The 22383-nt window shown below is 71.5% G+C and carries 22 protein-coding genes; 9 read left to right on the forward strand and 13 right to left on the reverse strand.

Annotated features, from left to right (window positions below; genetic code table 11):
• The coding region (locus JT362_RS24960; RefSeq protein ID WP_260194157.1) for a glycosyltransferase family 2 protein at positions 1 to 670 on the forward strand (670 nt) is incomplete at its 5' end.
• A gap of 36 nt (positions 671 to 706) precedes the next feature.
• Complete coding sequence (locus JT362_RS24965; protein ID WP_311202753.1) at positions 707 to 2710, forward strand: ArnT family glycosyltransferase; 2004 nt, start codon at positions 707 to 709, stop codon at positions 2708 to 2710.
• 58 nt (positions 2711 to 2768) lie between these two features.
• Here the strand turns inward: JT362_RS24965 and JT362_RS24970 are convergent, their stop codons facing one another.
• From JT362_RS24970 to JT362_RS24985, 4 genes are all read right to left on the reverse strand, one after another.
• Positions 2769 to 3974 carry an acyl-CoA dehydrogenase family protein gene (locus tag JT362_RS24970; protein WP_260194158.1) on the reverse strand — a complete coding sequence of 402 codons (1206 nt, stop codon included), beginning with the start codon at positions 3972 to 3974 and terminating at the stop codon, positions 2769 to 2771.
• Complete coding sequence (locus JT362_RS24975) at positions 3971 to 5239, reverse strand: acyl-CoA dehydrogenase family protein (RefSeq protein ID WP_260194234.1); 1269 nt, start codon at positions 5237 to 5239, stop codon at positions 3971 to 3973. Before JT362_RS24975 ends, JT362_RS24970 begins: the two co-directional genes overlap by 4 nt.
• Positions 5240 to 5327: 88 nt before the next feature.
• Entirely contained in the window at positions 5328 to 6728 is a 1401-nt protein-coding gene (locus tag JT362_RS24980) for an amidase (RefSeq protein WP_260194160.1), read from the reverse strand.
• Positions 6725 to 7717, reverse strand: coding sequence for a D-2-hydroxyacid dehydrogenase (locus tag JT362_RS24985; protein ID WP_260194162.1), 993 nt, complete (start codon positions 7715 to 7717; stop codon positions 6725 to 6727). The genes JT362_RS24980 and JT362_RS24985 overlap by 4 nt, the downstream gene beginning before the upstream one ends.
• A gap of 182 nt (positions 7718 to 7899) precedes the next feature.
• On the opposite strand from JT362_RS24985, the gene JT362_RS24990 reads away from it, so the two are divergent.
• The 4 genes from JT362_RS24990 to JT362_RS25005 are packed head-to-tail and all read left to right on the forward strand — an operon-like array spanning position 7900 to position 10598.
• Positions 7900 to 8394 (forward strand): DUF3830 family protein, encoded by a 495-nt coding sequence (locus JT362_RS24990; RefSeq protein WP_260194163.1) that lies wholly within the window; start codon positions 7900 to 7902, stop codon positions 8392 to 8394.
• A gap of 13 nt (positions 8395 to 8407) precedes the next feature.
• Complete coding sequence (locus tag JT362_RS24995; RefSeq protein WP_260194164.1) at positions 8408 to 9178, forward strand: maleate cis-trans isomerase family protein; 771 nt, start codon at positions 8408 to 8410, stop codon at positions 9176 to 9178.
• A 19-nt stretch (positions 9179 to 9197) separates the two neighbouring features.
• Entirely contained in the window at positions 9198 to 9920 is a 723-nt protein-coding gene (locus JT362_RS25000) for a maleate cis-trans isomerase family protein (RefSeq protein ID WP_260194165.1), read from the forward strand.
• A 15-nt stretch (positions 9921 to 9935) separates the two neighbouring features.
• Positions 9936 to 10598, forward strand: a complete 663-nt coding sequence (locus JT362_RS25005; RefSeq protein WP_260194166.1) for a GntR family transcriptional regulator — start codon at positions 9936 to 9938, stop codon at positions 10596 to 10598.
• A 5-nt stretch (positions 10599 to 10603) separates the two neighbouring features.
• Here the strand turns inward: JT362_RS25005 and JT362_RS25010 are convergent, their stop codons facing one another.
• The gene (locus JT362_RS25010) at positions 10604 to 11317 is read right to left on the reverse strand and encodes an ANTAR domain-containing protein (RefSeq protein WP_260194167.1); all 714 of its coding nucleotides are present in this window, start codon (positions 11315 to 11317) and stop codon (positions 10604 to 10606) included.
• A 344-nt stretch (positions 11318 to 11661) separates the two neighbouring features.
• Between JT362_RS25010 and shbA the strand changes: the two genes are divergently transcribed.
• On the forward strand, positions 11662 to 12270 hold the full coding sequence (shbA, locus tag JT362_RS25015; RefSeq protein ID WP_260194168.1) for an RNA polymerase sigma factor ShbA: 609 nt from the start codon (positions 11662 to 11664) through the stop codon (positions 12268 to 12270).
• A gap of 1 nt (position 12271) precedes the next feature.
• On the opposite strand, the gene JT362_RS25020 is transcribed toward shbA, so the two are convergent.
• The gene (locus JT362_RS25020) at positions 12272 to 12889 is read right to left on the reverse strand and encodes a class I SAM-dependent DNA methyltransferase (RefSeq protein ID WP_260194169.1); all 618 of its coding nucleotides are present in this window, start codon (positions 12887 to 12889) and stop codon (positions 12272 to 12274) included.
• A 551-nt stretch (positions 12890 to 13440) separates the two neighbouring features.
• Between JT362_RS25020 and JT362_RS25025 the strand changes: the two genes are divergently transcribed.
• Both JT362_RS25025 and JT362_RS25030 read left to right on the forward strand, forming a co-directional pair.
• Positions 13441 to 15054: an AMP-binding protein gene (locus JT362_RS25025; protein ID WP_260194170.1), complete on the forward strand. Its 1614-nt coding sequence runs from the start codon at positions 13441 to 13443 to the stop codon at positions 15052 to 15054.
• 4 nt (positions 15055 to 15058) lie between these two features.
• Positions 15059 to 15259 carry a DUF5302 domain-containing protein gene (locus JT362_RS25030; protein WP_260194171.1) on the forward strand — a complete coding sequence of 67 codons (201 nt, stop codon included), beginning with the start codon at positions 15059 to 15061 and terminating at the stop codon, positions 15257 to 15259.
• Between the two features lie 54 nt (positions 15260 to 15313).
• Here JT362_RS25030 and JT362_RS25035 read toward each other — a convergent pair whose 3' ends face one another.
• The 7 genes from JT362_RS25035 to JT362_RS25065 all read right to left on the reverse strand — a co-directional run bounded on the left by JT362_RS25035 (position 15314) and on the right by JT362_RS25065 (position 22371).
• Complete coding sequence (locus tag JT362_RS25035; protein ID WP_260194172.1) at positions 15314 to 15859, reverse strand: NUDIX domain-containing protein; 546 nt, start codon at positions 15857 to 15859, stop codon at positions 15314 to 15316.
• Positions 15856 to 16914 (reverse strand): LLM class F420-dependent oxidoreductase, encoded by a 1059-nt coding sequence (locus tag JT362_RS25040; RefSeq protein ID WP_260194173.1) that lies wholly within the window; start codon positions 16912 to 16914, stop codon positions 15856 to 15858. Before JT362_RS25040 ends, JT362_RS25035 begins: the two co-directional genes overlap by 4 nt.
• Before the next feature lie 91 nt (positions 16915 to 17005).
• Positions 17006 to 17953 (reverse strand): iron-siderophore ABC transporter substrate-binding protein, encoded by a 948-nt coding sequence (locus tag JT362_RS25045; RefSeq protein WP_260194174.1) that lies wholly within the window; start codon positions 17951 to 17953, stop codon positions 17006 to 17008.
• Entirely contained in the window at positions 17950 to 18759 is an 810-nt protein-coding gene (locus JT362_RS25050; protein WP_260194175.1) for an ABC transporter ATP-binding protein, read from the reverse strand. Before JT362_RS25050 ends, JT362_RS25045 begins: the two co-directional genes overlap by 4 nt.
• Positions 18756 to 19775: a FecCD family ABC transporter permease gene (locus JT362_RS25055; RefSeq protein WP_260194176.1), complete on the reverse strand. Its 1020-nt coding sequence runs from the start codon at positions 19773 to 19775 to the stop codon at positions 18756 to 18758. Before JT362_RS25055 ends, JT362_RS25050 begins: the two co-directional genes overlap by 4 nt.
• 130 nt (positions 19776 to 19905) lie before the next feature.
• Entirely contained in the window at positions 19906 to 20934 is a 1029-nt protein-coding gene (locus JT362_RS25060) for a FecCD family ABC transporter permease (protein WP_260194177.1), read from the reverse strand.
• A gap of 54 nt (positions 20935 to 20988) precedes the next feature.
• A complete protein-coding gene (locus JT362_RS25065; protein WP_260194178.1) occupies positions 20989 to 22371 on the reverse strand; it encodes a WS/DGAT/MGAT family O-acyltransferase in 1383 nt (460 codons plus the stop codon).
• Positions 22372 to 22383: the final 12 nt, after the last annotated feature.

Raw genomic sequence — 22383 nt, forward strand, 5'->3', positions numbered from 1 at the left:
CGCGGGGGTTACCGTCGCCCACCCGGCCCCCGCCCGCCCGGGGGGGGGGGCGGCCGAGCTCGGCCGCCACCACCCGGTGATCGTGGTCGTCCGACGCAACGCCGTGTCCGGCAAGGGGTACGCGCTGCTGGACGGGTTCGCCCGCGGCCTCGGCCCGATCGTCTGCATGATCGACGCCGACCTGCAGTACCCGCCAGAGGCGATCCCGGAGATGGTGGCCAAGATCCGTGCCGGCGCCGACGTGGTGGTGGCCAACCGGGTGCGCCACCACACCGGTGCCCTGCGCAGGGTGGTCAGCCGGGCTTCCTACGGGTTCGTCCAGGCCCTGTACGCGCTGGACGTCGACGTGCAGTCCGGGCTGAAGGTGATCCGCCGCGAGGTGCTGGACCGGATCCACGTGCGGCCGTCCGGGTGGGCGATCGACCTCGACATCCTGATGTCGGCGAAGGCCACCGGGCACCAGATCGTCGGGCACGACATCGAGTTCGACCGCAGACGGCACGGCGAGACGAAGGTCCGGCTCGTCCGGACCACCTGGCAGATCGCCCGCCGCGCCATCGGGCTGAAGGTCGCGGCGCTGCGGGACGACGCCGGCCTGCCGAGGGACGCGGTGCCGATCCGCGCACCGCGCCGCGTCGGCGTCGAGCCGCCCGCCCAACCCGCCGCCTGACCACGTCTTCTCTTCGCACGCAGGAGTTGTCATCACATGGCTGTCAAGTCTGTCCTGGAAAGGGACAAAAAGGACGCGTCCCCAGAGCCGGAGCCGCGGCGCTCGCGGTGGCGGTTCTGGGTCTCGCCGGCGGACCAGCCGGCGTGGGCCAGGCCGGCGCTGCTCGCGGTCACCGCCGTCGCGGTCCTGCTGTACGCGTGGTCGCTGCCGGCGAACGGGTTCGCGCCGTACTACTCGTCGGGTGTGCTGTCGATGGCGGGCAGCTGGGAGGCGTTCTTCTTCGGCGCCTTCGACCCGAACGCCACGATCATGATGGACAAGCTGCCCGGCGGCTTCATCCCGCAGGCGGTGGCGGTGTGGCTGTTCGGCCCGTACCCGTGGGCGATGGCGCTGCCGCAGGTGATCTACGGCGCGATCTCGGTGCTGGTGATGTACCGGGTGGTGCGGCTGTGGATGGGCCCGAGGGCGGGCCTGCTCGCGGCGGCGATCTTCGCGGCCACCCCGCTGCTGGTGTCGATGTTCGGCCACCCGATGGTGGACGGCGCGCTCACGGTCTGCCTGGTGCTGGCCGCCGACGCGTGCCAGCGCGCTGTCCACACCGGACGGATGCGCTGGCTGCTGCTGGCCGGTGTGTGGATCGGGCTGGGCTTCCAGGCGAAGATGATGCAGGCGTGGATGGTGCTGCCGGCCTTGGGGATCGCCTACCTGATCGCCGCCCGTGGGCCGGTGTTGCGACGCTTCGGCCACCTGGCGGCCGCGCTGGGCGTGACCCTGGTGGTCTCGTTCTCCTGGACCGCCGCGATGTCGCTGGCCCCGGCCGACAGCCGCCCGTACGCGGACGGCACCACGAACGACAACGTCTGGACGATGGTCGTCGGCTACAACGGCGTGGAGCGGTTCGGTATCCACCTCCCGGGCACGGTGGTGCTGTCCGACAACGACACCGGCGGCGACGAGGGTGGCGACGAGGGCGGTGGCGGTGGGATGCCGCCCGAGATCGGCCAGCTGTACCTGCTGCGTTACCTGACCCAGATCGCCTGGATGCTCCCGCTGACCCTGGCCGGCCTGGCCTACGGCCTGGCCCGATGGCGCAGGCAGGACCGCGTGGCCAACGGCGGCTTCGCGATGTGGTCGGCCTGGCTGGCGATCAACATCGCGGTGTACTCGGTGATCGAGATCCTGCACACCGCGTACCTGGCGACGTTCATCCCCGCGGTCGCGGCCCTGTCGGCTGGCGGCGCCGCGATCATGTGGCGGGCGTACCGCGAGCGGCGGCGGGGGAGCAGGTGGGTGCTGCCGGTGGTCGTGGCGGTCCAGGGCGCGTTCGCCGCCGTTCTGGCCGACGCGGCGGACTTCATGCCGTGGCTGGCTCCGTCGATCGCCGTGCTGACTGTGGGTTCGGTGCTGGCATTGGTCGTCCGCAGCTCGCCGAGGGTCCAGCAGGGCGCGATGGCGGCCGGTCTGGCCGCGGCCCTGCTCGCCCCGGCCGCGTGGTCGGCGTCGGTGCTGGACCACAGGTACGGCGGCAGCTCGTTCGACGCCGAGGCGGGCCCGATCGGCCCGCGCCTGAACCAGATGCTCAACGACATGATGGGCGACCGCGCCGACCCGGGCGCCGTCGCCGCGATCACCGAGGTCCCCGCGACCCTGACCGACCGGCAACGCCACATCCTGGACCACGTCGAGACGAACAACGAAGACGCCAGGTACCCGTTCGTCACCGACTCCTGGGTGGTGGCCAGCCGCTACATCGTCGCCACCGGCACGAGCCCCCTGGCGATGGCCGGCTTCCAGGGCGCGTCCCCCTTCCCGACCCTGGCCGAGGCCCAGCGCCTGGTGGACACCGGCGAGGCCCGCTTCTTCCTCCTCACCGGCGAGACCGGCTGGCTGGGCAACAGGTCCAGCGACGAAACCGCCGCCATCCGTGACTGGGTCACGACCACCTGCCAGGAGGTGTCCCCCTCCACCTACCTCCCACCCGGGACCCAGGAAGCCCCAGCCGACCCGACCACCAACGCCACCCTCCACCGCTGCACCTGACCAACCGCGAACGACCCCGGCTGCCGAAGCCCGCTGTGGGCTCGGCGGCCGGGGTCGGTCACTTCAGCTCTGCGCTGGTCTTCCCCAACAGTCGGCGGGCGATGATGAGTTGCTGGATCTGTTGTGTCCCTTCGAAGATGTCCATGATCTTCGCGTCGCGGGACCACTTTTCCAGGAGTTCGTGTTCGCCGTAGCCGATGGTGCCGCAGAGTTCTACGCAGCGCAGGGTGATGTCCGTGGCGCTTCGGCCGGATTTGGCCTTGGCGTAGGAGGCCTGTAGCGAGTTGGGTTTGCCGTTGTCGGCCATCCACGCGGCCTGGAGGGTCAGCAGGTACGAGGCCTCGTAGTCGGCTTCCAGTTCCAGGAACGTCGCGGCGGCGGCGGGTTGCGTGGTCGCGGGGCGGTCGTAGTCGATCTCCACGCCGGCTTCGGTCAGTAGGCGGCGGGTTTCCTCCAGCGCCGCGCGGGCGATGCCGCAGGCCATCGCGGCCACCAGTGGCCTGGTGTTGTCGAAGGTCTGCATCACGCCGGCGAAGCCCTGGTCGGGCTTGATCTCGGGGCTGCCCAAGAGGTTCGACGCGGGGACGCGGACGTTGTCCAGGCGGAAGTGCGCGGTGTCGGACGCTCGGATGCCGAGTTTGTGCTCCAGGCGCACCAGCTCGAAACCGGGTGTGTCGCGGTCGACCACGAAGGACTTGATGGCGGCCTTGCCTTGTGCGCGGTCCAGGGTCGCCCACACCACAACGCAGTCCGCGCGTTCACCGGACGTCACGAAGATCTTCTCGCCGTTCAGTACGTAGTGGTCGCCGTCGCGGGTCGCGGTGGTGCGGATGGCGCCCGAGTCGGAACCGGTGTCCGGCTCGGTGATCGCCATGGCCGCCCATTTGCCCTTGTAGCGGGCCACCTGGTCGTCGTCGCCGACCGAGGCGATGGCGGCGTTGCCCAGGCCCTGGCGGGGCATCGCCAGCAGCAGGCCGGCGTCGCCCCAGCACATCTCCATCGTGCCAAGGGTCAGGGACAGGTTGGCGCCGTTGACCACACCGGACTTGGAACCGCGGGAGGAGCGGCGGACGCCGCCGGCTCCGGCGCCGCCGCCGGACGCGCTCAGGCCGTCGAGGAGCGCGGCGAGGGTGTCCAACTCCTCGGGATACGTGTGTTCGGCCTGGTCGTACTTGCGGGAGTTCGGGCGGAGGAACGCCATCGCCGCCTGCCTGGCCTGGTCGACCAGGGTCGTCATCTTCCGGGGGACCTCGAGGTTGATCACACCAGCACCGCGCCTTCCATCAGTCCGATCGCCCGCAGGTCCCGGTACCACCGCTCCACCGGGTGCTCCTTGACGAAACCGTGCCCACCCAACAGCTGCACGCCGTCGCTGCCGATCGCCATTCCCTTGGCGGCGCACAGTTTCCTGGCCAGCGCCACCTCTCGGGCGTACGGTTTGCCCTGCTCCGCCCGGGACGCCGCCCGGTAGGTCAGCAGGCGCATGCCGTCCAGCTCCGTGCCGATGTCGGCCACCTTGAACGCCACGCCCTGCCGGTGCGACACCGGTTCGCCGAACGCCACCCGGTCGTTGACGTAGCCGGTCACGTACTCGAGTACCGCCGCGCCGGTGCCGACGGCCAGCGCGCACCACGCCAGGCGGGACAGCCGAACGCAGTCCACATAGGACTCGGTGGAGCCGAGCAGCGCCGACTCGGGCACCGACACCCGGGAGAGCGCCAGCCGGCCGGTGGCGGCGGCGCGCAGGCCCATCGCCGGTTCCGGATCGACCGACAACCCGGCGGTCGACGACTCGATGACGAACAGCGCGGGCCCGCGTCCCTCGAGGTCGGCCGCGACCACGAACAGCTCCGCCGACGACGCCAGCGGCACCAGGGACTTCTCACCGGTCAGGGTGAAGCCGCCGGGGGTGCGGTACGCCTTGGTGCGCAACGACATCGGGTCGAACAGTGGCATCGGCTCGGCGATCGCGAGCGCCGCCGCCGGCACGTCGTCGCCGGTGAACGCCGGCAGGTACGTCGCCTGCTGGGTCTCGTTCCCCCACAGCACCAGCGCGTTCGACACCGCGGCCGGGGCCAGGCAGGCCACCGCCAACCCCAGGTCGCCGTGTGCCAGGGCCTCGGCGACCAGCACGTTCGTCACCGTCGAGCGCTCGGTGGCCACGCCGTCCAACGACTCCGGCACGCCGACGAGGGTGATCCCCAGCGACGCCGCCGTGCGCAGCAGGTCCGGCGGCGGCGTGCACTTGTCGTCGGCCGCCGCCGCGGCCGGGCGCACCTGCTCGGCGGCGAACTCGCGGACGGTCTCCGCGATCATCCGCTGTTCCTCGGTCGGGGTCAGGTCGAACACGCCCGAGTCACCAGCCGACGGCAGCCTGGACGGCTTCGTCAGCTTCTTCGTCGCCGCGAACGTGCGGTTCGCGGCGGTGAAACCGGTCCTGGTCGCGTGGTAGAGGGCGCGGTCGACCGGCGCCTTCACGCCGAGTCGCGCCACCAGCTTCGACCCGGCGACCCGGTTGAGCACGCCCATCACGGCACCGAGACCCGACACCGACGATCACCCCAACCTACTCCTGAGTAGTGAACGTTGGCTACTCTAGAGTAGGTCGGCGTCGAGGTCACCCCAGGGCGGGTCGCCGGTCCTGCCAGGGGTGCGCCTGCTCGAAGGCGCGGCACGCGGTCAGCACCCGCGCGTCGGCGTGCTTGGGCCCCACGACCTGCAGGCCGACCGGCAGCCCGGACGCGGTGAACCCGCACGGCACGCTCGCCGCCGGCTGCTGGGTCATGTTGAACGGGTACGTGAACGGCGTCCAGCCGGTCCACCGGTGCGACTCCGACCCGCTCGGCACCTCCACGCCGGCGTCGAACGCGGCGATCGGCATCGTCGGGGTGAGCAGCAGGTCGAAGTGCTCGTGGAACTCGCCCATGATCCGGCCGACCTCCGCGCGCACCGCCGTCGCGGCAACGTAGTCCAGCGCCGACCGGGTCGCGCCCTCCTCACACACCTCGAGCAGGCCGGGATCGAGCCGCGCCCGCTGCTCCGGCGACAGCGCCGTGATCGACGCCGCCGCGCCGGCGAACCACAGCACGTGGAACGCCTCCACCGGGTCGGGGATCGGCGGGTCCACCAGCTCCACCCGCGCCCCGAGGTCGGCGAACGACTTCGCCGCCGCAGCGACGATCGTCGCCACCTCCTGGTCCACCGACGCGAAGCCGAGCGTCGGGCTGAACGCGACCCGCATGCCGGCGATCCCGGCCTCCAGGGTCGAGGTCATCTGGCGCTCCGGGCGCGGCCCGGCCGTCCAGTCGCGGGAGTCCGCGCCGGACAGCACGTCGAGCGCGATCGCCGAGTCCTCGACGGTCCAGGACAGCGGGCCGACGTGCGCGAGCGTGCCGTAGGGGCTCGCCGGGAAGAGCGGCACCAGGCCGTAGGTCGGCTTGATGCCGAACACGCCGCTGAACGACGCCGGGATGCGCACCGAGCCGCCGCCGTCGGTGCCGATCGAGATCGGGCTGGTGCCGGCGGCCACCGCGGCCGACGCGCCGCCGCTCGACCCGCCCGCGGTCTTCGTGGTGTCCCACGGGTTCCTGGTCACGCCGGTCAGCGGGCTGTCGGTCACGCCCTTCCAGCCCAGCTCGGGCGTGGTGGTCTTGCCGACCAGTACGGCGTTGTGCTCGCGCAGCCGGGCCACCGCCGGCGCGTCGACGTCCCAGGCCTGGTTCGGGTCGACCGTGCGGGAGCCACGCAGCGTCGGCCAGCCCCGGCTGAGCAGGATGTCCTTGATGGACACCGGAACACCGTCGAGCAGGCCGTGTGCCTCGCCGTCCCGGTACCGCGCCTCGGCCGCGGCCGCGTCGGCCAGCGTGCGCTCCCGGTCGAGGTGGCAGTAGGCGTTGATCGCGCCGTCGACCGCCTCGATGCGGTCCAGGGCGTCCCGCGCGACCTCGACCGGGGACAGGCGACCGGCGCGGTACTCCGCCAGCATCTCCGTCGCCGAAAGCTCCGCGATCGAGGTCATCGTGCTCCTTCCCGGACGTAGCCGCGCTGCTTGTCCACCACGTTGCGCAGCGGGCGGCCGTCCAGATACCTGGTGAGGTTGTCGAGGAACAGTGCTACCAGTTCCGCCCGCCAGCCCACCACGTCCCCGGACATGTGCGGCGAGACGATCACGTTCGGCATCGTCCACAGCGGGGAGTCGTCCGGCAGCGGCTCGTCGGCGAACACGTCGAGCGCGGCGCCGGCGATGTCCCCGGCGCGCAGGGCCACGACCAGGTCGTCCTGCGCGACCAGCGGGCCCCGGCCCACGTTGATCAACCGCGCGGTCGGCTTCATCGCGTCCAGCGCGGCGGTGTCGATCATGCCCCGGGTGTCCTCGGTCAGCGGGGCCGCCAGCACCACCCAGTCGGCTGACGACAGCGCGTCCGGCAGCCGGTCCATTGGCAGCACCCTGCCAAGATCGGGATCCTCGTCGCGCGGGGTCCGGCCGATGCCGGTGACGGTCATGCCGACCGCGGCCAGCTTGCGCCCGATCGCCCGGCCGATCGGGCCGGTGCCGGCGACCAGTGCTCGGCGCCCGCCCAGTCCTTCAGTCTCGCGGTGCCGCCAGCGCCGCTCGTGCTGGAGTCGAAGCGTGGTGGGGAGGTCCTTCGCGAACGCCAGCACGAGCGCCAGCACGTACTCGGCCATCGGCTCGTCGAACACACCGCGTGAGTTCGTGACGACCAACTCGCTGGACTTCACCCGATCGGACAAGAGGTGGTTCACCCCGGCGCTGGCCGCGTGCACCCAGCGCAACTCGGTCGCGGTCGGCAGCGCCTCGGCGAGCGCGTGCGAGCGAAAGTCCCAGGCCAGGAGCACGTCGGCGCCGGGGAGCGCGTCGGCGAGGCCTTCCTCGGTGACGTAGCGGACCTCGGCCAGCTCCTCCAGGGCCTCGGTACCGGGTGGTTTGCCGGTGTCGCCGGAGTGCGCGTGCAGGACCACGACGGTCGCGGAACGTGTCTGGCTCATGGGTAGATGCTCCCCTCAACGGGTACATGGACAGGAGGGGGCTGCAAGGGATTGACACGCTAAGAGCCGCTCGTATGATTGTCAACAATCGGCGCGGTCGCTGCAGCCCGCGGGAGAGCTAGACCCGAGGCCCAGGCCTCATGTGTGAACTACAGGTGCTGCTGTGATCGATGGGGTTGCTGATGTCAAGGTTGATGACGATCACGCTGGAGCGCCGCGGCGTCTCCTGTGTCGCCCAGCTGCTGGAGAAGGACGCGCCGCGCACGTGTGACGCGGTGTGGAACGCGCTGCCGCACGCCGGCCCGGTCCACCATGCCAAGTACGCCCGCAACGAGGTGTACACGATGGTCGAGCGGTTCATCGACGAACCAATCGGCCAGGAGAACCCGACCGTCACCCCCATTCCCGGCGACGTGGTGTTCTTCGACTTCCACGGCGGCATGCTCGATCGCGCCTTCAAGGAGGAGAAGGGGCTCGAAACGCTGCCCGGCGTCATCGATCTGGCCATCTTCTACGGGCGTAACAACATCCTGCTCAACGGCGATGTCGGGTGGGTGCCCGGCAACGTCTACGCCACCATCGTGGAAGGCCTGCCGGCCATGGCGGAGGCGTGCAACGACGTCTGGCGATCCGGCAGCGTCGGTGAACGGCTGGTGTACCAACGGCACGACGGCTGATGGGGCGGGCGGCATGTCGATCACAGGAGACAGGGCCGTGGAGATCATCGGCCCGGAGTTGGTCACCCAGCGCGGCGTCGGCGTCGTCGCGCCGTTCGACTTCGCGCTCGACCGCGAGCTGTGGCGGTGGGCCCCGGACGACATCTCGCTCTACCTGACCAGGCTCCCGTTCGTCCCGGTCCCGGTCACCATCGAGATGGCCACCGAGCTGAGCGACCCGGACCGGGTGCGTCGCGCCACGGCCGACGTGCTCGCGCCGGAACCCCTGGTCGTGACGTACGCCTGCGCGTCGGGCAGCTTCATCGACGGCGCCGCCGGGGAGCAGGCGCTGACGGCGAGCATGCTGTCGGCGGGCGCGCCGGTCGCGACCACGACCTCCGGCGGGCTGATCACCGCGCTGCGCGCGCTGGGGCTGAGACGGATCGCGGTGGTGACGCCGTACATCGACAGCGTCACCGAACGCCTGCTGACCTTCCTCGACGAGCACCGGATCGAGGTGGTGTCCAGCGTCGGCCTCGGGTTGCTCGGCCACATCTGGAAGGTGGGCTACGCGGAGATCGTGCAGGCCGTGACCGCCGCCGACGTCGCGGAGGCCGACGGCCTGTTCATCAGCTGTACGAACGTGCCGACCTACGACATCATCGGCCCGCTGGAGCGCTGGCTGAACAAGCCGGTGCTGACCGCCAACCAGGTGATGATGTGGTCGGCGCTGTCGGCGATCGGCTCGCCGATGATGGCGACCGGCCAGTGGCTGGCCGAGACCACGCAAACGCACGCCGCCTGACGCTAGGATTGAGCCACTGATGAGTCACACCGTTGGTTTCCTGTACCCGGGCTACAGCGCGGAAGACGAGTACCCGACCATGGAGCGCCTGCTCGCCGAGTCCGGCGCCGCCGCGCGCCTGCCGGTGGTGCACACGCTCATGCGCGAGGACGCCCACCGGGTCGACGCCCTGCTCGACATCGGCGGCGACGACGTGCTCGGTGAGGGTGCCAGGGCGCTGAAGGCCATCGGCGTGGACGCCGCCGTGTGGGCGTGCACGAGCGGCAGCTTCGTCTTCGGTTGGGACGGCGCGACGGCTCAGGTCGACGGCGTGCGCACCGAGGCTGGTGTGCCGGCCTCGAGTACGTCGTTCGCCTTCGTCAACGCGGTGAAGCACCTCGGCCTGCGCCGGGTGGCGGTGGCGGCGACCTACCCGCAGGACGTGGCCGACGCGTTCGCCGCGTTCCTCGCCGGGGCGGACATCGAGGTGGTCTCGTTGTCCTGCAAGGGAATCGTCACCGCGGCCGAGGTGGGAACGCTGGGCCGGGACGAGGTGCTGGACTTCGTGGCGGCCAACGACCACGCCGACGCGGAGGCGGTGCTGGTGCCCGACACGGCGCTGCACACCGTGGCGTGGCTGCCGGAACTGGAAGAGCGGCTGAAAAAGCCGGTACTGACCGCGAACCAGGTGAGCGTGTGGGAGGGCCTGCGCCTGGTCGGGGACATGGCGACGCGACCGGGGCTGGGTGCCTTGTTCGCGTGAATGGAGGTTCTGGGGATGAGTGAGCTCGGCGAGTTGGAACCGGTTGCCAGGCAGTCCACCGCGGAGCTGATCGCCGACCAGTTGCGGTCGGCGATCATGTACGGCGTGTTCGCCCCGGGCACCCAGCTGGGTGAGGCCGAGCTGGCGGCACGCTTCGAGGTGAGCCGGGGTCCGCTGCGCGAGGCGATGCAGCGGCTGGTGCAGGAGGGACTGCTGCGTGGCGAGCGGCACCGGGGTCTGTTCGTGATCGACCTGGACGAGAAGGACGTGCGGGACATCTACCTCGCGCGGTTGGCGATCGAGCGGATGGCCTGCGAGCTGATCATGCACGGCAACCGCGGCGAGGCGGTGACCCATCTGACCGAGGCGCTGACGGTGCTGATGACCGCGGCCGAGTCGGGCGACCGCAACGCGATGAGCGACGCCGACCAGGCGTTCCACCTGGCGCTGGTGACCTGCTCGGGCAACTCGCGGTTGGAGCGGATGGCCCAGACCCTGCTGGTGGAGACCAGGATGTGCCTGGCCGCCCTGCAGGAGCACTACCCGGAGTCGGCCGACCTGGTCACCGAGCACCGCGTCCTGGTCGACGCGATCGCCGACGGTGACGAGGACCTCCTGCTGAACCTGATCGAGTCCCACATGCGCGACTCGATCGCGCGGCTCCGCCCCCGGACGTAGCGGGGTCAGCGCCAGCGGAGGCGGTCGATCTCGAAGTCGCCGTTGACGACGGCCATGGCGAGGTCGGTCATCCTCGTGTTGGTGCTCCGGGCGTGGCGGCGCAGAGCGTTGAACGCGGCGTCGACGCCCACCCGCAGCCGCTCGGCCACGACGCCCTTCGCCTGCTCGATGACCACCCGGCTGGTCAGCGCGTGTTGGAGCTGCGCGGCCAGGTCCGCCTGCCGGCGCAGGGACCGCGCCTGCACCAGGCCGGTCGCGGTGACGTCCGCCAGGGCCTGCGCGACCCGCAGGGAGGCCTTGTCCAACATCCCGCGCTCCGAACGGAGCAGCAGCAGCCCGCCGAGCGCCTCGCCGCGGGAACGCAACGGCAGCGCGTGCACGGACAAGAAGCCGGCCGCCACCGCTCGGGCACTGAACTCCGGCCATCGAGCGGCCGCTACGAGATCGGTCGAATGGACCTGCTCGCCACTCCGGTAACACTCGTGACCAGGTCCGTCCTCGAGCAGGCAAAGCCGTGATGACTCCGCGTCGGACCCGCCCGTCCCCTGCCGCCGGCCACCGCGGTCAACCAGCAGTGATCCGGCCGCGGTCACGTCCAGCAGCCGCACGCACCGGTCGGCCAACAGGCTCAGGACGTCAGCGAGTTCGAACTCGTCGACGAGGTTGTCGACGAGCTCGACGAACGTTTCGGCCAGTTCTTCCACTGGCGGGCTGGTCACGGGATAAGGGTACGACCGGCACTATCCGTTATGGGTGCCGTTGGTCCGGTCGGGAACTACCGGGGGACATTTAGCCGGCAATTCCGTTCGCCTGGCGAACACCCCGCCGCCGGGCGTCCCCGCGCCCGCCCGGCGGCGGCGCCGATCGACGGCCGGGGAACAGCCGGAATGTGAGCGGCCGAGCACGCTGCGACACATTCTGGCGCGGACGCTGTCCGAGACAACCGTCGAGCGGGTTCCCGCAGCGTAGGCGGGCCTTCCCGGGCGTGGATGCGGCGGTGTTATCGAAGCTAGGGCCTTTGGACCCTGGTGTAGTTGACGGTTCATTTACGAGGATCACTCACATGCAGGCCATCTCGTCCGATGCCACGGAAATCTTCGCGAGACTGAAGAGCGCGGCGTTCCACGAGCTCGTCGTGTCCTCCATGGCAGGCGAGCGGGACGCCATCTCCACCCTGTTCACCTGGATCCAGCCCGCCATCTACCGTTACTGTCGGTCACGGATCGGTCGCAGCGGTTCTGCGTACTCGTCCGCGGACGACGTGGCCCAGGAGATCTGCGTCGCCGTGTACGGCGCCCTGTCCCGCTACGGCGACGAGCCGGAGTCGTTCCTGCCGTTCGTCTACGGGATCGCCGCGCACAAGGTCGCCGACCACTACCGCCGCGCCGGCCGGGACCGGTCCGACCCCGCCGCCGACGTGCCGGACGGCGTGGACACGTCGGCGAGCCCCGAGCAGCAGATCATGGCCGCCGATTTGCGCGAGCGCCTCTCCGACCTGCTCGACACGCTGCCGCCGCGGCAACGGGAGATCCTGCGGCTGCGGCTGATCGTCGGCCTGTCGGCGCAGGAGACCGCGACCGCCGTCGGCCTCACGCCCACCGCGGTCCGGGTGACCCAGCACCGCGCGCTGGTCAAGCTGCGCGCCGCCCTGCGCCCGAACGAGTGGATCTGACTCAGACCGCCCGCGCGCGCACGAAGATCTGCACCTCGATCCGGTTCGGCTCGGCCTCCGCGGCCACCTCGCGCAGCTCGACGATCTCGAAGCCGGCCTCGGCGAGCACCTGCCGCAGCTCGTCCGGTGGGTACGCGCACACCTGCGTCGGCACCCCGAGGAAGCTGATCGGGAACTCGTCGAAGTCCCCGAGCACCATGGCGACCTGCAGCAGCCTCGCCCCGCGCAGCTGATCGCGCAGCTGGCGCAACAGCGGCGGGATGTCCGCCTTCGACAGCATGAGCAGGGAGAAGAACGCGACCACGGCGTCGAACTCGCCGAGGTCGGCGACCTCGCGCAGATCCCGGTGCAGATAGCGGCCGCCGGGTGCCTGCTCCTCGGCCAGCTCCAGCATCACCGCCGACTCGTCCACGCCGACGACCTCGATGCCGGCGTCGAGCAACTGCTTCGCCGTCGGCAGCCCGCTGCCGCACCCGAGGTCGAGCACCCGCGCCGGCCCGAGCTCGGCCAGCTGCCCGATCAGCCACGCCCCCTCGGCGAGCTGTGCGTCCCGCTCGACGAACGACTCGTCGTAGCGCCGGCCGATCTGGTCGAACGCCGCGCCCTGTTCAACTCCCACCGGCTCATCGTGCCTCCCGCCGGAGTGATCGTCCACCGCCGTCCGGGTGTCCCACGTCGATCGGTGCATGTGCATCTGCACGCCGACATCTGCACGAAACAAATGCGATGTTGCCGCCCAGAATCGGTCAGTGGCATTTTCATTTGACCCGGACCGATGTGTTCCTCGTCACTGGCGAAAGTTTCGGTGAGTCCGACTCGCTCGTGGCCGGTGAGGTGGGCACGGACCGCCAGGTGCCCTGCTCAGCCCCGCTGTCGACCCGGTAGCCGGGGTCCGCGGCGTAGCGTCGCAGTTGACGGCCTCGTGTGCAAATCGCAGGCTGCAGTTTCACCTTCCGATCGGGGCGGTGTGCGTGCTGCGACACGGGCTCGTCGATTGTTACACGCGGCCGAATTGGTGCCAGCGCACAATGCGATTCGTGTCGGTCGGTTCCGAACGGGTATTGACGTGGCGTACCCACTCCGTCGATATTTTGGTGCCGCCAAACGCGATGCGTTCGTCATCGGCGCCGTCGTGCGCCCGCGCCGCCCTGCTGACCCGAGGAGGATCACATGACCGCGCCAGGGGAGCCGCTCCCCACCGTCACCGAGCTGCTGCTCGCCCGCGCGGAGGATGTGAACCCAGGGCTGCTCTTCGAGGACATCAGATGGACGTGGGCCGACCACGTCCAGGAGAGCGCGAACCGCGCCGCGCTGCTGGCCGGGCTGCGCCGGCCCGGGCCGTTCCACGTCGGCGTGCTGATGGACAACGTGCCCGAGTACTCGCTGCTGCTCGGCGGCGCGGCGTTCGCCGGCGCGGTGCTCGTCGGGCTGAACACCGCCCGCCGCGGGGACGCGCTGGTCCGCGACGTCCGCCGCGCCGACTGCCAGGTGGTGATCACCGACAGCCGGTACGTTGAGCTGCTGCAGGGCCTGGACCTCGGCGCGCGGGTGCTCGACATCGACTCCGCCGCCTGGCACGTCACCATGTACCGGCACACGCACAGCCCGCTCGAGCCGGTGCCCGCGTCGCCGGACGACCCGCTCGTGCTGACCTTCACCTCGGGGACCGGCGGCGAGCCGAAGCCCGTGTGCCACACCCACGGGACGGTCGCCGGCGCGGGCCGGGCGATCGCGTCCCGCCACGACGTCGGCACCGGCGACACCGTTTACCTGTCGATGCCGATGTTCCACTCGAGCTCGGTCACGGCCGGCTGGTCGGTCGGCCTCGCCGCCGGTGCCGCGGTCGCGCTGCGCCGCCGGTTCTCCGCGTCCGGTTTCGTCGACGACGTGCGCCGGCACGGCGCCACCTACGCGCACTACGTCGGCAGGCCCCTGGCGTACGTCCTGAGCACCCCGCCGGACGAGGACGACCGGGACAACCCGCTGCGCGTGGCGTGCGGCAGCGGGGCCTCGGCCATGGACGCGGCGGAGTTCGCCGAGCGGTTCGGCTGCGAGGTCGTCGACACCTACCACGCCACCGAGGGCGCGATCGACGTCCCGCGCCCGCCCGGCACCCCGCCCGGCTCGATCGGCCGGCTCGAGGGCGGGCCCGAGGTGCTCGACCCGGAGACCGGGAAGCCGTGCCCGCCCGCGGTCCTCGACGCCGGCGGCCGGGTGGCGAACCCGGACGCCGTCGGGGAGCTGACCACGACCGCGGACGCGTTCGCCGGCTACTACCGCGACGCGGACGCCGACGCCGAGCGGGTGCGCGACGGCGTGTTCTGGAGCGGCGACCTGGCCTACCGCGACGAGGACGGCTACTGCTTCCTCGTCGGCCGGTCCGGCGAGTGGCCCGGTGCGGTCCGGCTCGAGCGGATCCTGTCCCGGCACCCGGACGTCGGCGAGGTGGCCGTGTACACGGTGCCGGCGCCGGACGTCGGCGAGCAGTTGATGGCGGCGCTCGTGCTGCGCGCGGAGGCGGTGTTCGACCCGGACGCGTTCGCCGAGTTCCTTGCCGCGCAGGAGGACCTGGAGCCGGCCGAGGTGCCGCGGTTCGTCCGGCTGACCGCTCGGCTGCCGCGCACCGCGACGTTCCGGGTGCTCCGGCGGACGCTGACCGCGCAGCGCTGGCGGTCGCCGGATCCGGTGTGGTGGCGGGAGGGACCCGAGCTGAGGTTCGAGCCGCTGACCGCGTCGAGCGACCCTATTCGGCTCGACTGGGGAGCACGTTCCGTGCGAGGCTGACGGTATGCCTGATGAACCGGAGCCCGCCGACACCGACGAGCAGACCGAGCAGCAGGTCGACGTGAAGCAGCGATTCCGCGAGGCCCTCGAGCGCAAGCAGGCCGCGACGCGGAGCGGTGAGGAACACGCCGACGCCAGGTCGAAGGTGCGGGACGCGCACGGCCCCGTGAGTGCCAAGCGCACCTTCCGCCGCAAGTCCGGGTAGTCCCAGTGCCCCTGAAGGTGACCTTCGAGACGCCCAGCGTCCTGAGGGTCACCTTCAGGGCTTTCGCATGGTCAGCAGCAGGTACGCGGCGAGCGTGGAGTCGTCGGTGATCTCCCCGTCGCGCAGCATCCGTTCCACCTCGGTGCGCGGGAACCAGCGCTGCCGCATGTCCTGTTCCTCGACCTCCCGGCGGGCCGGCCCCGGCGTGAGGCCGGTGGCGAGGAAGACGTGGTAGCCCTGCCCGGTGAAGCCCTGCGCGCAGTTGAGGTACCCCAGCCGCTCCAGTCGGTCGGCCGTGAACCCGGTCTCCTCGGCGAGTTCCGCGGCGGCCAGTTCCTCCGGCGTGCCGGTGCGGCCCTGCGGGAAGGCGCCCTGGGGGAACTCCCACCGGCGGCCGCCCAGGGTGTACCGGTACTGCTCGACCAGGTGGAATCCGTCGTCCTCCATCGGAACGATCACCGCGAAGTCCGGTTTGTCGACCACGGCGTAGATCCCGCGTGACCCGTCGCCGCGCTCGATCTCGTCCTCGCGCAGGCGCAGCCACGGGTTCTCGTAGACGACCCGGGTGGACAGCGTCCTGATGTCGGGTTCCTCGATCACGCGGTCCAGTGTGCCTGGCCGGTTCCCAGGGCCGAGGCAACGGCGCGGACCTGGGCGGCGTCCCGCGCGTCGACCATCAGCATGGTGACGCCGCGGTCGGCCCACTCGGCGGCGCGGCGGCGGACCTCCGTGGCGTTCCCGATGATCGCGGTCTCGGCGACCAGCTCGTCCGGCACGGCGGCGGCCGCCTCGGCCCGACGGCCCTCGCGGAACCTGGCCCCGACCTCGTCGACGACCTCGCCGTATCCCATGCGGCGGAACAGGTCCGCGTGGAAGTTCTTCTCGGCGGCGCCCATTCCGCCCGCGTAGAGCGCGATCACCGGGCGGTGCCTGTCGTACTCGGCCGCCGGGTCGTCGGTGACGGTGACCGAGGCGTTCGCGGCGACCTCGAAGTCCGCGCGCGAGCGGCGGGCGCCCGGGCGGGCGAACCCCTCGTCGAGCCAGGCGTTGTACTGGTCGGCGAGGGTGGCGGTGAAGTAGAGCCCGAGCCACCCGTCCGCGATCTCCGCCGCCAGCGCGACGTTCTTGGGGCCTTCCGCGCCGAGCCAGATCGGGAGGTCGGCGCGCAGCGGGTGGGTGATCGGCCGCAGCGGCTTGCCGAGCCCGTCGGCGCCCGGCCCGGTGTAGGGGAGGGGGTAGTGCGGCCCGGCGCTGGTGACCGGGGCCTCCCGCGCGAGCACCTGCCGGACGATGGCGACGTACTCGCGAGTCCGCGCGAGCGGGCGCGCGAACGGCGCGCCGTACCAGCCCTCGACGACCTGCGGCCCGGACACGCCGAGCCCGAGGATCGCCCGGCCACCGGACAGGTGGTCGAGGGTGAGCGCCGCCATCGCCGCGGCGGTCGGTGCCCGCGCGGACAACTGCGCGACCGCCGTGCCGAGCCGGACGCGCGAGGTGGCCGCTCCCCACCAGGCGAGCGGCGTGAACACGTCCGACCCCCACGACTCCGCGGTGAACACGGCGTCGAACCCGACCTCGTCCGCGGCGACGACCATCTCCGCCGCGTCCGGCGGCATGGCGGCACCCCAGTACCCGAGCTGCAGTCCAAGTTTCATGCCCGGCATCGTAGATCGCGACCGGGAACCGAATAGTTCACTCGTTCGATAAACGTGGTTGTTGTGCAGGTCGGATAAAGTGGAGTAGGGCTCAGCCCATCGCCTCGGCGAACAGCGGGACCGCGTTGTCGATCGCGTACAGCGTGCCCAGGGTCGAGCCGCTGGAGAACGACGTGATCAGGTCCTGGTCCTCGAGGATCACCAGGCGACCGTCCTTCGCGGACGGAAGCTGGTTGAGCACCCGGTCGGCCTTCAGCGCCGAGGCGTCCGCGCCGATCGGGAACACCACGGTCAGGTCCGCGTCCAGCACCCCGACCTGCTCGCGCGACAGGTCGACGTAGAACGACTCGCCGGCCAGCTCCTGGATCTGCGGCTTCAGCGTGAACCCGAGGCTCTCCATCAGGTCCGCCCGGGAGTCGCCACGCACGTACGCGCCGTACTGGTCGTTGAAGTACGCCCCGACCGCGACCGTCTTCCCCTCGAACTCCGGGTGCTCGGACCGCACCGTCGCCAGCCGGTCCTCGACCTCGGCGATCAGCCGGTCGCCCTCCTCCTTCTTGCCCAGGGCCGCGGACACCAGTTCCATCTGCTGCCGCCACGTCGTGCCGTAGGGGATCACGTCCGCCGGCGCGCCGACGGTCGGCGCGATCTTGCTCAGCTCCTCGTGCTGCTCCTGGCTGTTGTCCGAGCGGGTGTTCAGGATCAGGTCCGGGTCGAGCTCGTGCACCCGCTCGTAGTCCAGCTCCTGGCTGTCCAGCAGCACCGGCGACTCGTCGTAGCGCCCGTCCGCCCACGGGCCGACGCCCTCGCCGCCGACGCTCATCCAGTCGATCGCCGCGATCGGCTGCACGCCGAGCGCCAGCGCGGCCTCCGCGTCCGACCAGCCGAGCGCGATCACCCGCTTCGGCTCGGCCGGGACGGTGACCTGCCCGAACCGGGTCTCGACCGTGGCGCCGGTGGGCTCCTCGGTCTCCTCGACCTGCCCGCACGCGGTGCCGACCAAGGTGACGGACACCAGTGCTGCCAACAACTTCCTCACGCGGACTGCTCCATTCGGTGACGGCCCCTCGGCACGACCATCGGCGTGCGGGACAGTGGATCGGGGATGATCTGACAGGCCATGCCGAACACCCGCTCGATGACCTCGGCGGTCACCACCTCGGCGGGCGCGCCCTCGGCGACGATCGCGCCGTCGCGCATGGCGATCAGGTGGTCGGCGTAGCGGCAGGCCAGGTTGAGGTCGTGCAGGACGACCACGACGGTGGTACCGGCGGAGTGGTTCAGGTCCACGAGCAGGTCAAGCACCTCGACCTGGTGCGCGACGTCCAGGTAGGTCGTCGGCTCGTCGAGCAGCAGCAGGTCGGTGCGCTGGGCGAGCGCCATCGCGATCCACACCCGCTGCCGCTGCCCGCCGGACAGCTCGGCCACCGGCCGCGCCGCGAGCTCCAGCGTGTCGGTCGCGGTGAGCGCCTCGGTGACCGCCTCGTCGTCGGCCTTGGTCCACCGGCGGAACCAGCCCTGGTGCGGGTAGCGGCCGCGCCCGACGAGGTCGGCGACCGTGATGCCCTCCGGCGCGACCGGGGTCTGCGGCAGGATGCCGAGCACGGTGGCGACCTCGCGGCCGGGCATCGTGGTGATGTCCCGGCCGTCCAGCTCGACCGTGCCGGCGGCCGGGGCGAGCAGCCGGGCGAGCCCGCGCAGCAGCGTCGACTTCCCGCACGCGTTCGGGCCGACGATCATGGTCACCTGGCCGGGCGGGATGTCCATCGTGAGGTCGCGGACGACCTCGCGGCGGTCGTAGGCCAGGCGCAGGTCCTTGGCGGTCAGCGTGTGGTGAATGGTCATCCGCCGTGGCCTCCTCTGTTCATTCTGGCGAGCAGGATCAGCAGGTAGGGCGCGCCGATCGCGCCGGTGAGCACGCCGACCGGCACCCGGGGCAGGCCGGGGGTGTGCTGGGCGGCGAAGTCGGCCGCGACCACGATCACCGCGCCGACCAGCGTCGACGGCAGCAGTGCGGGGCCGCCGTCGCGGGCGAGCCGGCGGCCGATCGGCGCGGAGAGCAGCGCCACGAACGCGATCGGGCCGGCGGTGGCGGTCGCGGTGCCGGCCAGGGCGACCGCGCACAGCAGCAACCCGAGCCGGGCGCGCGGCACGGCGAGTCCGAGTCCGCTCGCGGTGTCGTCGCCGAAGCCCATCAGGTCCAGTGCCCGCGCGGCGGCCGCGACGGCGGGCAGCAGCAGCACGAGCGCGACGGCGAGCGGGACGAGCTTGTCCCAGCCGCTGTCGTTGAGGCTGCCGGTGAGCCAGACCAGGGCGTCCTGGGCGCTGGTGACCTGGGAGCGGGTCATGAAGTAGCTGATGACGCTGAGCAGGATCGCGGCGAGCCCGATGCCGACCAGCACCAGGCGGTACCCGGTGACGCCGTCGCGCCAGGCCAGCAGGTACATCAGCGCGGCGGTGGCCAGCGCGCCGACCAGCGCGGCAGCGGCGACCCCCGGTCCGCCGAGCCCGAACGCCACGATCCCGGTGACCGCGGCGGCGCCTGCGCCCGCGCTGATGCCGATGACGTCCGGGCTGGCCAGCGGGTTCCCGAGCAGGCTCTGCAGGATCGCACCGGACAGCCCGAACGCCGCGCCGACGAGCAACCCGGTCAGCGCCCGCGGCAGCCGCCGGTCGAGCACGATGTAGTTGGTGTCGCTGCTGCCCTGCCCGGCGAGGGTGGACAGCACGTCCGGCAGCGAGACGGTCGCCGTGCCGACGCTGAGCGCGAGCAGGAACACTCCCGCCGCGAGTGCCGCCAGCAGCACGGACACCAGCCGCGCACGCCGCCGCACCCGACGGACCACCGCGAGCGCGCTCACAGTTCCGCCTCCCCGGAATTTTTTGTGCTGGTCACGTTGGGAAGGACGGGTTCGGTTCGGTCACGTACTCGTGGCTGGCTTGCGTCACGTTCCCCTGAGGTGACGGTTTCGGAGGTCGACAGAAGGTATTTCACTGCCGCCGCCCCCGCCGCCGTACCAGCGCGATGAACACCGGCCCGCCGAGCACCGCGGTGACGATGCCCACCTGCACCTCAGCCGGCCAGGCGATCACCCGACCGAGGATGTCCGCGGCGAGCACCAGCACCGGCGCGAACAGCAGCGCGCACGGCAGCACGACCCGGTGGTCCGGCCCGGCGACCATCCGCGCCACGGGCGGAACGGCGAGCCCGACGAACCCGATCGGCCCCGCCGCCGCGGTGGCCGCCCCGCACAGCAGCACGACCGTGACCCCCGCGACGATCCGCGCGACGGCCGTGTTCTGGCCCAGCCCGCGCGCGATGTCGTCGCCGAGGGTCAGCGTGTTCAGCAGCCGCCCCGAGGCCAGCGCGAGCACGATCCCGGCGCCGAGGAACGGCAGGACCTGGGTGAGCACGTCCAGGTGACGCCCGGACAACGACCCGACCTGCCAGAGCCGGAACTGCTCGAAGGCGTCGGTGTCCGAGAGCAGCACCGTCGTGGTCAGCGACACGAACGCCGCGTTCGCCGCCGCCCCGGACAGCGCGATCTTCACCGGCGTGGCGCCCTCGCGCCCCAGCGCGCCCACCCCGTACACCAGCACGGTCGCCACCAGCGCTCCACCGAAGGCGAACCAGACGTACCCGGTCAGGGCGGTCACCCCGAACAGGGTGATCCCCATGACCACGAACAGTGAGGCCCCCGCGTTGATCCCCAGCACCCCCGGGTCCGCGAGCGGGTTCCGCGCCACGGCCTGCATCACGGTCCCGGCGAGCCCGAGCCCCGCGCCGACGAGCAGCGCGAGCAGGGTCCGAGGCAGCCGTTCCTCGCGGACGAAGAGGTGGTCGTTGATCGTCGGGTCGAAGTCCACGAGCGCGTCCACCACGGTCGGGACCGGGATCGCCTTGGACCCGACGAGCAGGCTGATCATGACCAGCCCGACCAGGGCCACCGCCGTCCCGCCGAGCCACGCGACGGTACGCCGCCGGACCGGGACGTCCGCCGGAGCGAGCACAGTGGACACGACCGCCACCGCCTCCTCCGTAAGCCCACGACTTAGGGAAGGCTAACAAAACCCTCAGGCGGTGGTCTTCTCCAGGTCGGTGAGCGACTCCTCCAGCAGGCCGAGGAGGCGTTGCAGGTGCGGGACCGTCCGGCGGCAGCCGGTGAGGCCGAACTCCAGGCTGTCGGCGTAGCTGGTGACGGTGATGTTCAGCGCCTGCCCCTCGTACGGGATGGACAGCGGATACACGCCCTGCATCCGCGCGCCGTTCCAGTACAGCGGCCGGCGCGGCCCCGGCACGTTCGAGATCAGCACGTTGAACGCGGGCGGCGTCACCGTGGTCAGCCCGGGCACGGTACCGATCGCCAGCGGCACCAGGGGGATCGCGCTCAGCGCGGTGATCTGCAGGCGGCTCATGCCGTGGTAGACCTCCTTGCCCCGGACCATCGACTCGTGGATCCGGGCCAACCGCGCCGCCGGGTCCACCTCGTCGGTGGCCAGGTCGCACAGGATCAGGCCGAGCGCGTTGCCGCCCAACGAGCCGTCACCGGCCGGCGCCGACCGGGCGCGCAGGGACATCGGCACCGCCGCCACCAGCGGCTTCTCCGGCAGCATCCCCAGGTCGATCATGTACTGCCGCAGCGCACCCGCGCACATCGCCAGCATCACGTCGTTCATCGTGGCGCTCGCCGCGCGGCCGACCGCCCGCAGGCGTTCCAGCGGCCAGCCCTGCGCCGCGAACCGCCTGGCGCCGGTGATCGGCACGTTGAACATCGACTTCGGCGCCTGGAACGCCAGCGTCGCCGCCTGTTCGCGGAACGCCTCGTTCACCATCCGCGCGGCCGCCGGACCGAGTCCGAACACGTCCTTGACCAGGGACGACACCGCGCGGAACGGGTCGAAGTCCTCGGTTCGGCCCGGTTTGTCGAAGACGTTCGTGCGCACCCTCGGCGACCAGGGCGGGCGGACGCCGCGCTCGGCCGGGTCCTCGGACAGCGAGCTCTGCAGCAGGCGCAGCGCCGACACCCCGTCGAGCAGCGCGTGGTGGATCTTGCTGTACGTGGCGAACCGGTTGCCCTGCAGGCCCTCGATCACCGTGAACTCCCACAGCGGCCGGTGCCGGTCCAGCAACGACCCGTGCAGGCGCGAGGTCAGCTCCAGCAGCTCCCGCACCCGCCCCGGCCTCGGCAGCCCGGACAGCCGCACGTGGTACTCCAGGTCGAGGTGGTCGTCGTTGGTCCAGGCGAACTGGCCCACCACGCCGACCGGACCACGCGGACGCCTGCGGAACAGCGGCCGCACGTCGACCAGGTCCAGCAGCGACCGGTGGAACTCGCCGACGAACTCCGGCCCGGCGCCGTCCGGCAGCTCGAACAGCTGCAGCCCGCCGACGTGCATCGGGTGCTCACGGGCCTCGGCGAGCAGGAACATCGAGTCCGTCACCGGCATCATCGCCATCGCCCGCACCTC

This window comes from Actinophytocola gossypii, assembly GCF_025165815.1.
Lineage (GTDB): Bacteria > Actinomycetota > Actinomycetes > Mycobacteriales > Pseudonocardiaceae > Actinophytocola > Actinophytocola gossypii.

Coding starts and splice junctions, on each gene's coding strand:
- JT362_RS24980 (WP_260194160.1), bottom strand. CDS start 6,728: ATGACCTCGATCGCGGAGCTTTCGGCGACGGAGATGCTGGCGGAGTAC.
- JT362_RS25030 (WP_260194171.1), top strand. CDS start 15,059: ATGCCTGATGAACCGGAGCCCGCCGACACCGACGAGCAGACCGAGCAG.
- JT362_RS25040 (WP_260194173.1), bottom strand. CDS start 16,914: ATGAAACTTGGACTGCAGCTCGGGTACTGGGGTGCCGCCATGCCGCCG.
- JT362_RS24975 (WP_260194234.1), bottom strand. CDS start 5,239: ATGGGCGTGCTCAACCGGGTCGCCGGGTCGAAGCTGGTGGCGCGACTC.
- JT362_RS24995 (WP_260194164.1), top strand. CDS start 8,408: ATGTCGATCACAGGAGACAGGGCCGTGGAGATCATCGGCCCGGAGTTG.
- JT362_RS24985 (WP_260194162.1), bottom strand. CDS start 7,717: ATGAGCCAGACACGTTCCGCGACCGTCGTGGTCCTGCACGCGCACTCC.
- JT362_RS25000 (WP_260194165.1), top strand. CDS start 9,198: ATGAGTCACACCGTTGGTTTCCTGTACCCGGGCTACAGCGCGGAAGAC.
- JT362_RS25065 (WP_260194178.1), bottom strand. CDS start 22,371: ATGGCGATGATGCCGGTGACGGACTCGATGTTCCTGCTCGCCGAGGCC.
- JT362_RS25050 (WP_260194175.1), bottom strand. CDS start 18,759: ATGACCATTCACCACACGCTGACCGCCAAGGACCTGCGCCTGGCCTAC.
- JT362_RS24990 (WP_260194163.1), top strand. CDS start 7,900: ATGTCAAGGTTGATGACGATCACGCTGGAGCGCCGCGGCGTCTCCTGT.
- JT362_RS24965 (WP_311202753.1), top strand. CDS start 707: ATGGCTGTCAAGTCTGTCCTGGAAAGGGACAAAAAGGACGCGTCCCCA.
- JT362_RS25005 (WP_260194166.1), top strand. CDS start 9,936: ATGAGTGAGCTCGGCGAGTTGGAACCGGTTGCCAGGCAGTCCACCGCG.
- shbA (WP_260194168.1), top strand. CDS start 11,662: ATGCAGGCCATCTCGTCCGATGCCACGGAAATCTTCGCGAGACTGAAG.
- JT362_RS25025 (WP_260194170.1), top strand. CDS start 13,441: ATGACCGCGCCAGGGGAGCCGCTCCCCACCGTCACCGAGCTGCTGCTC.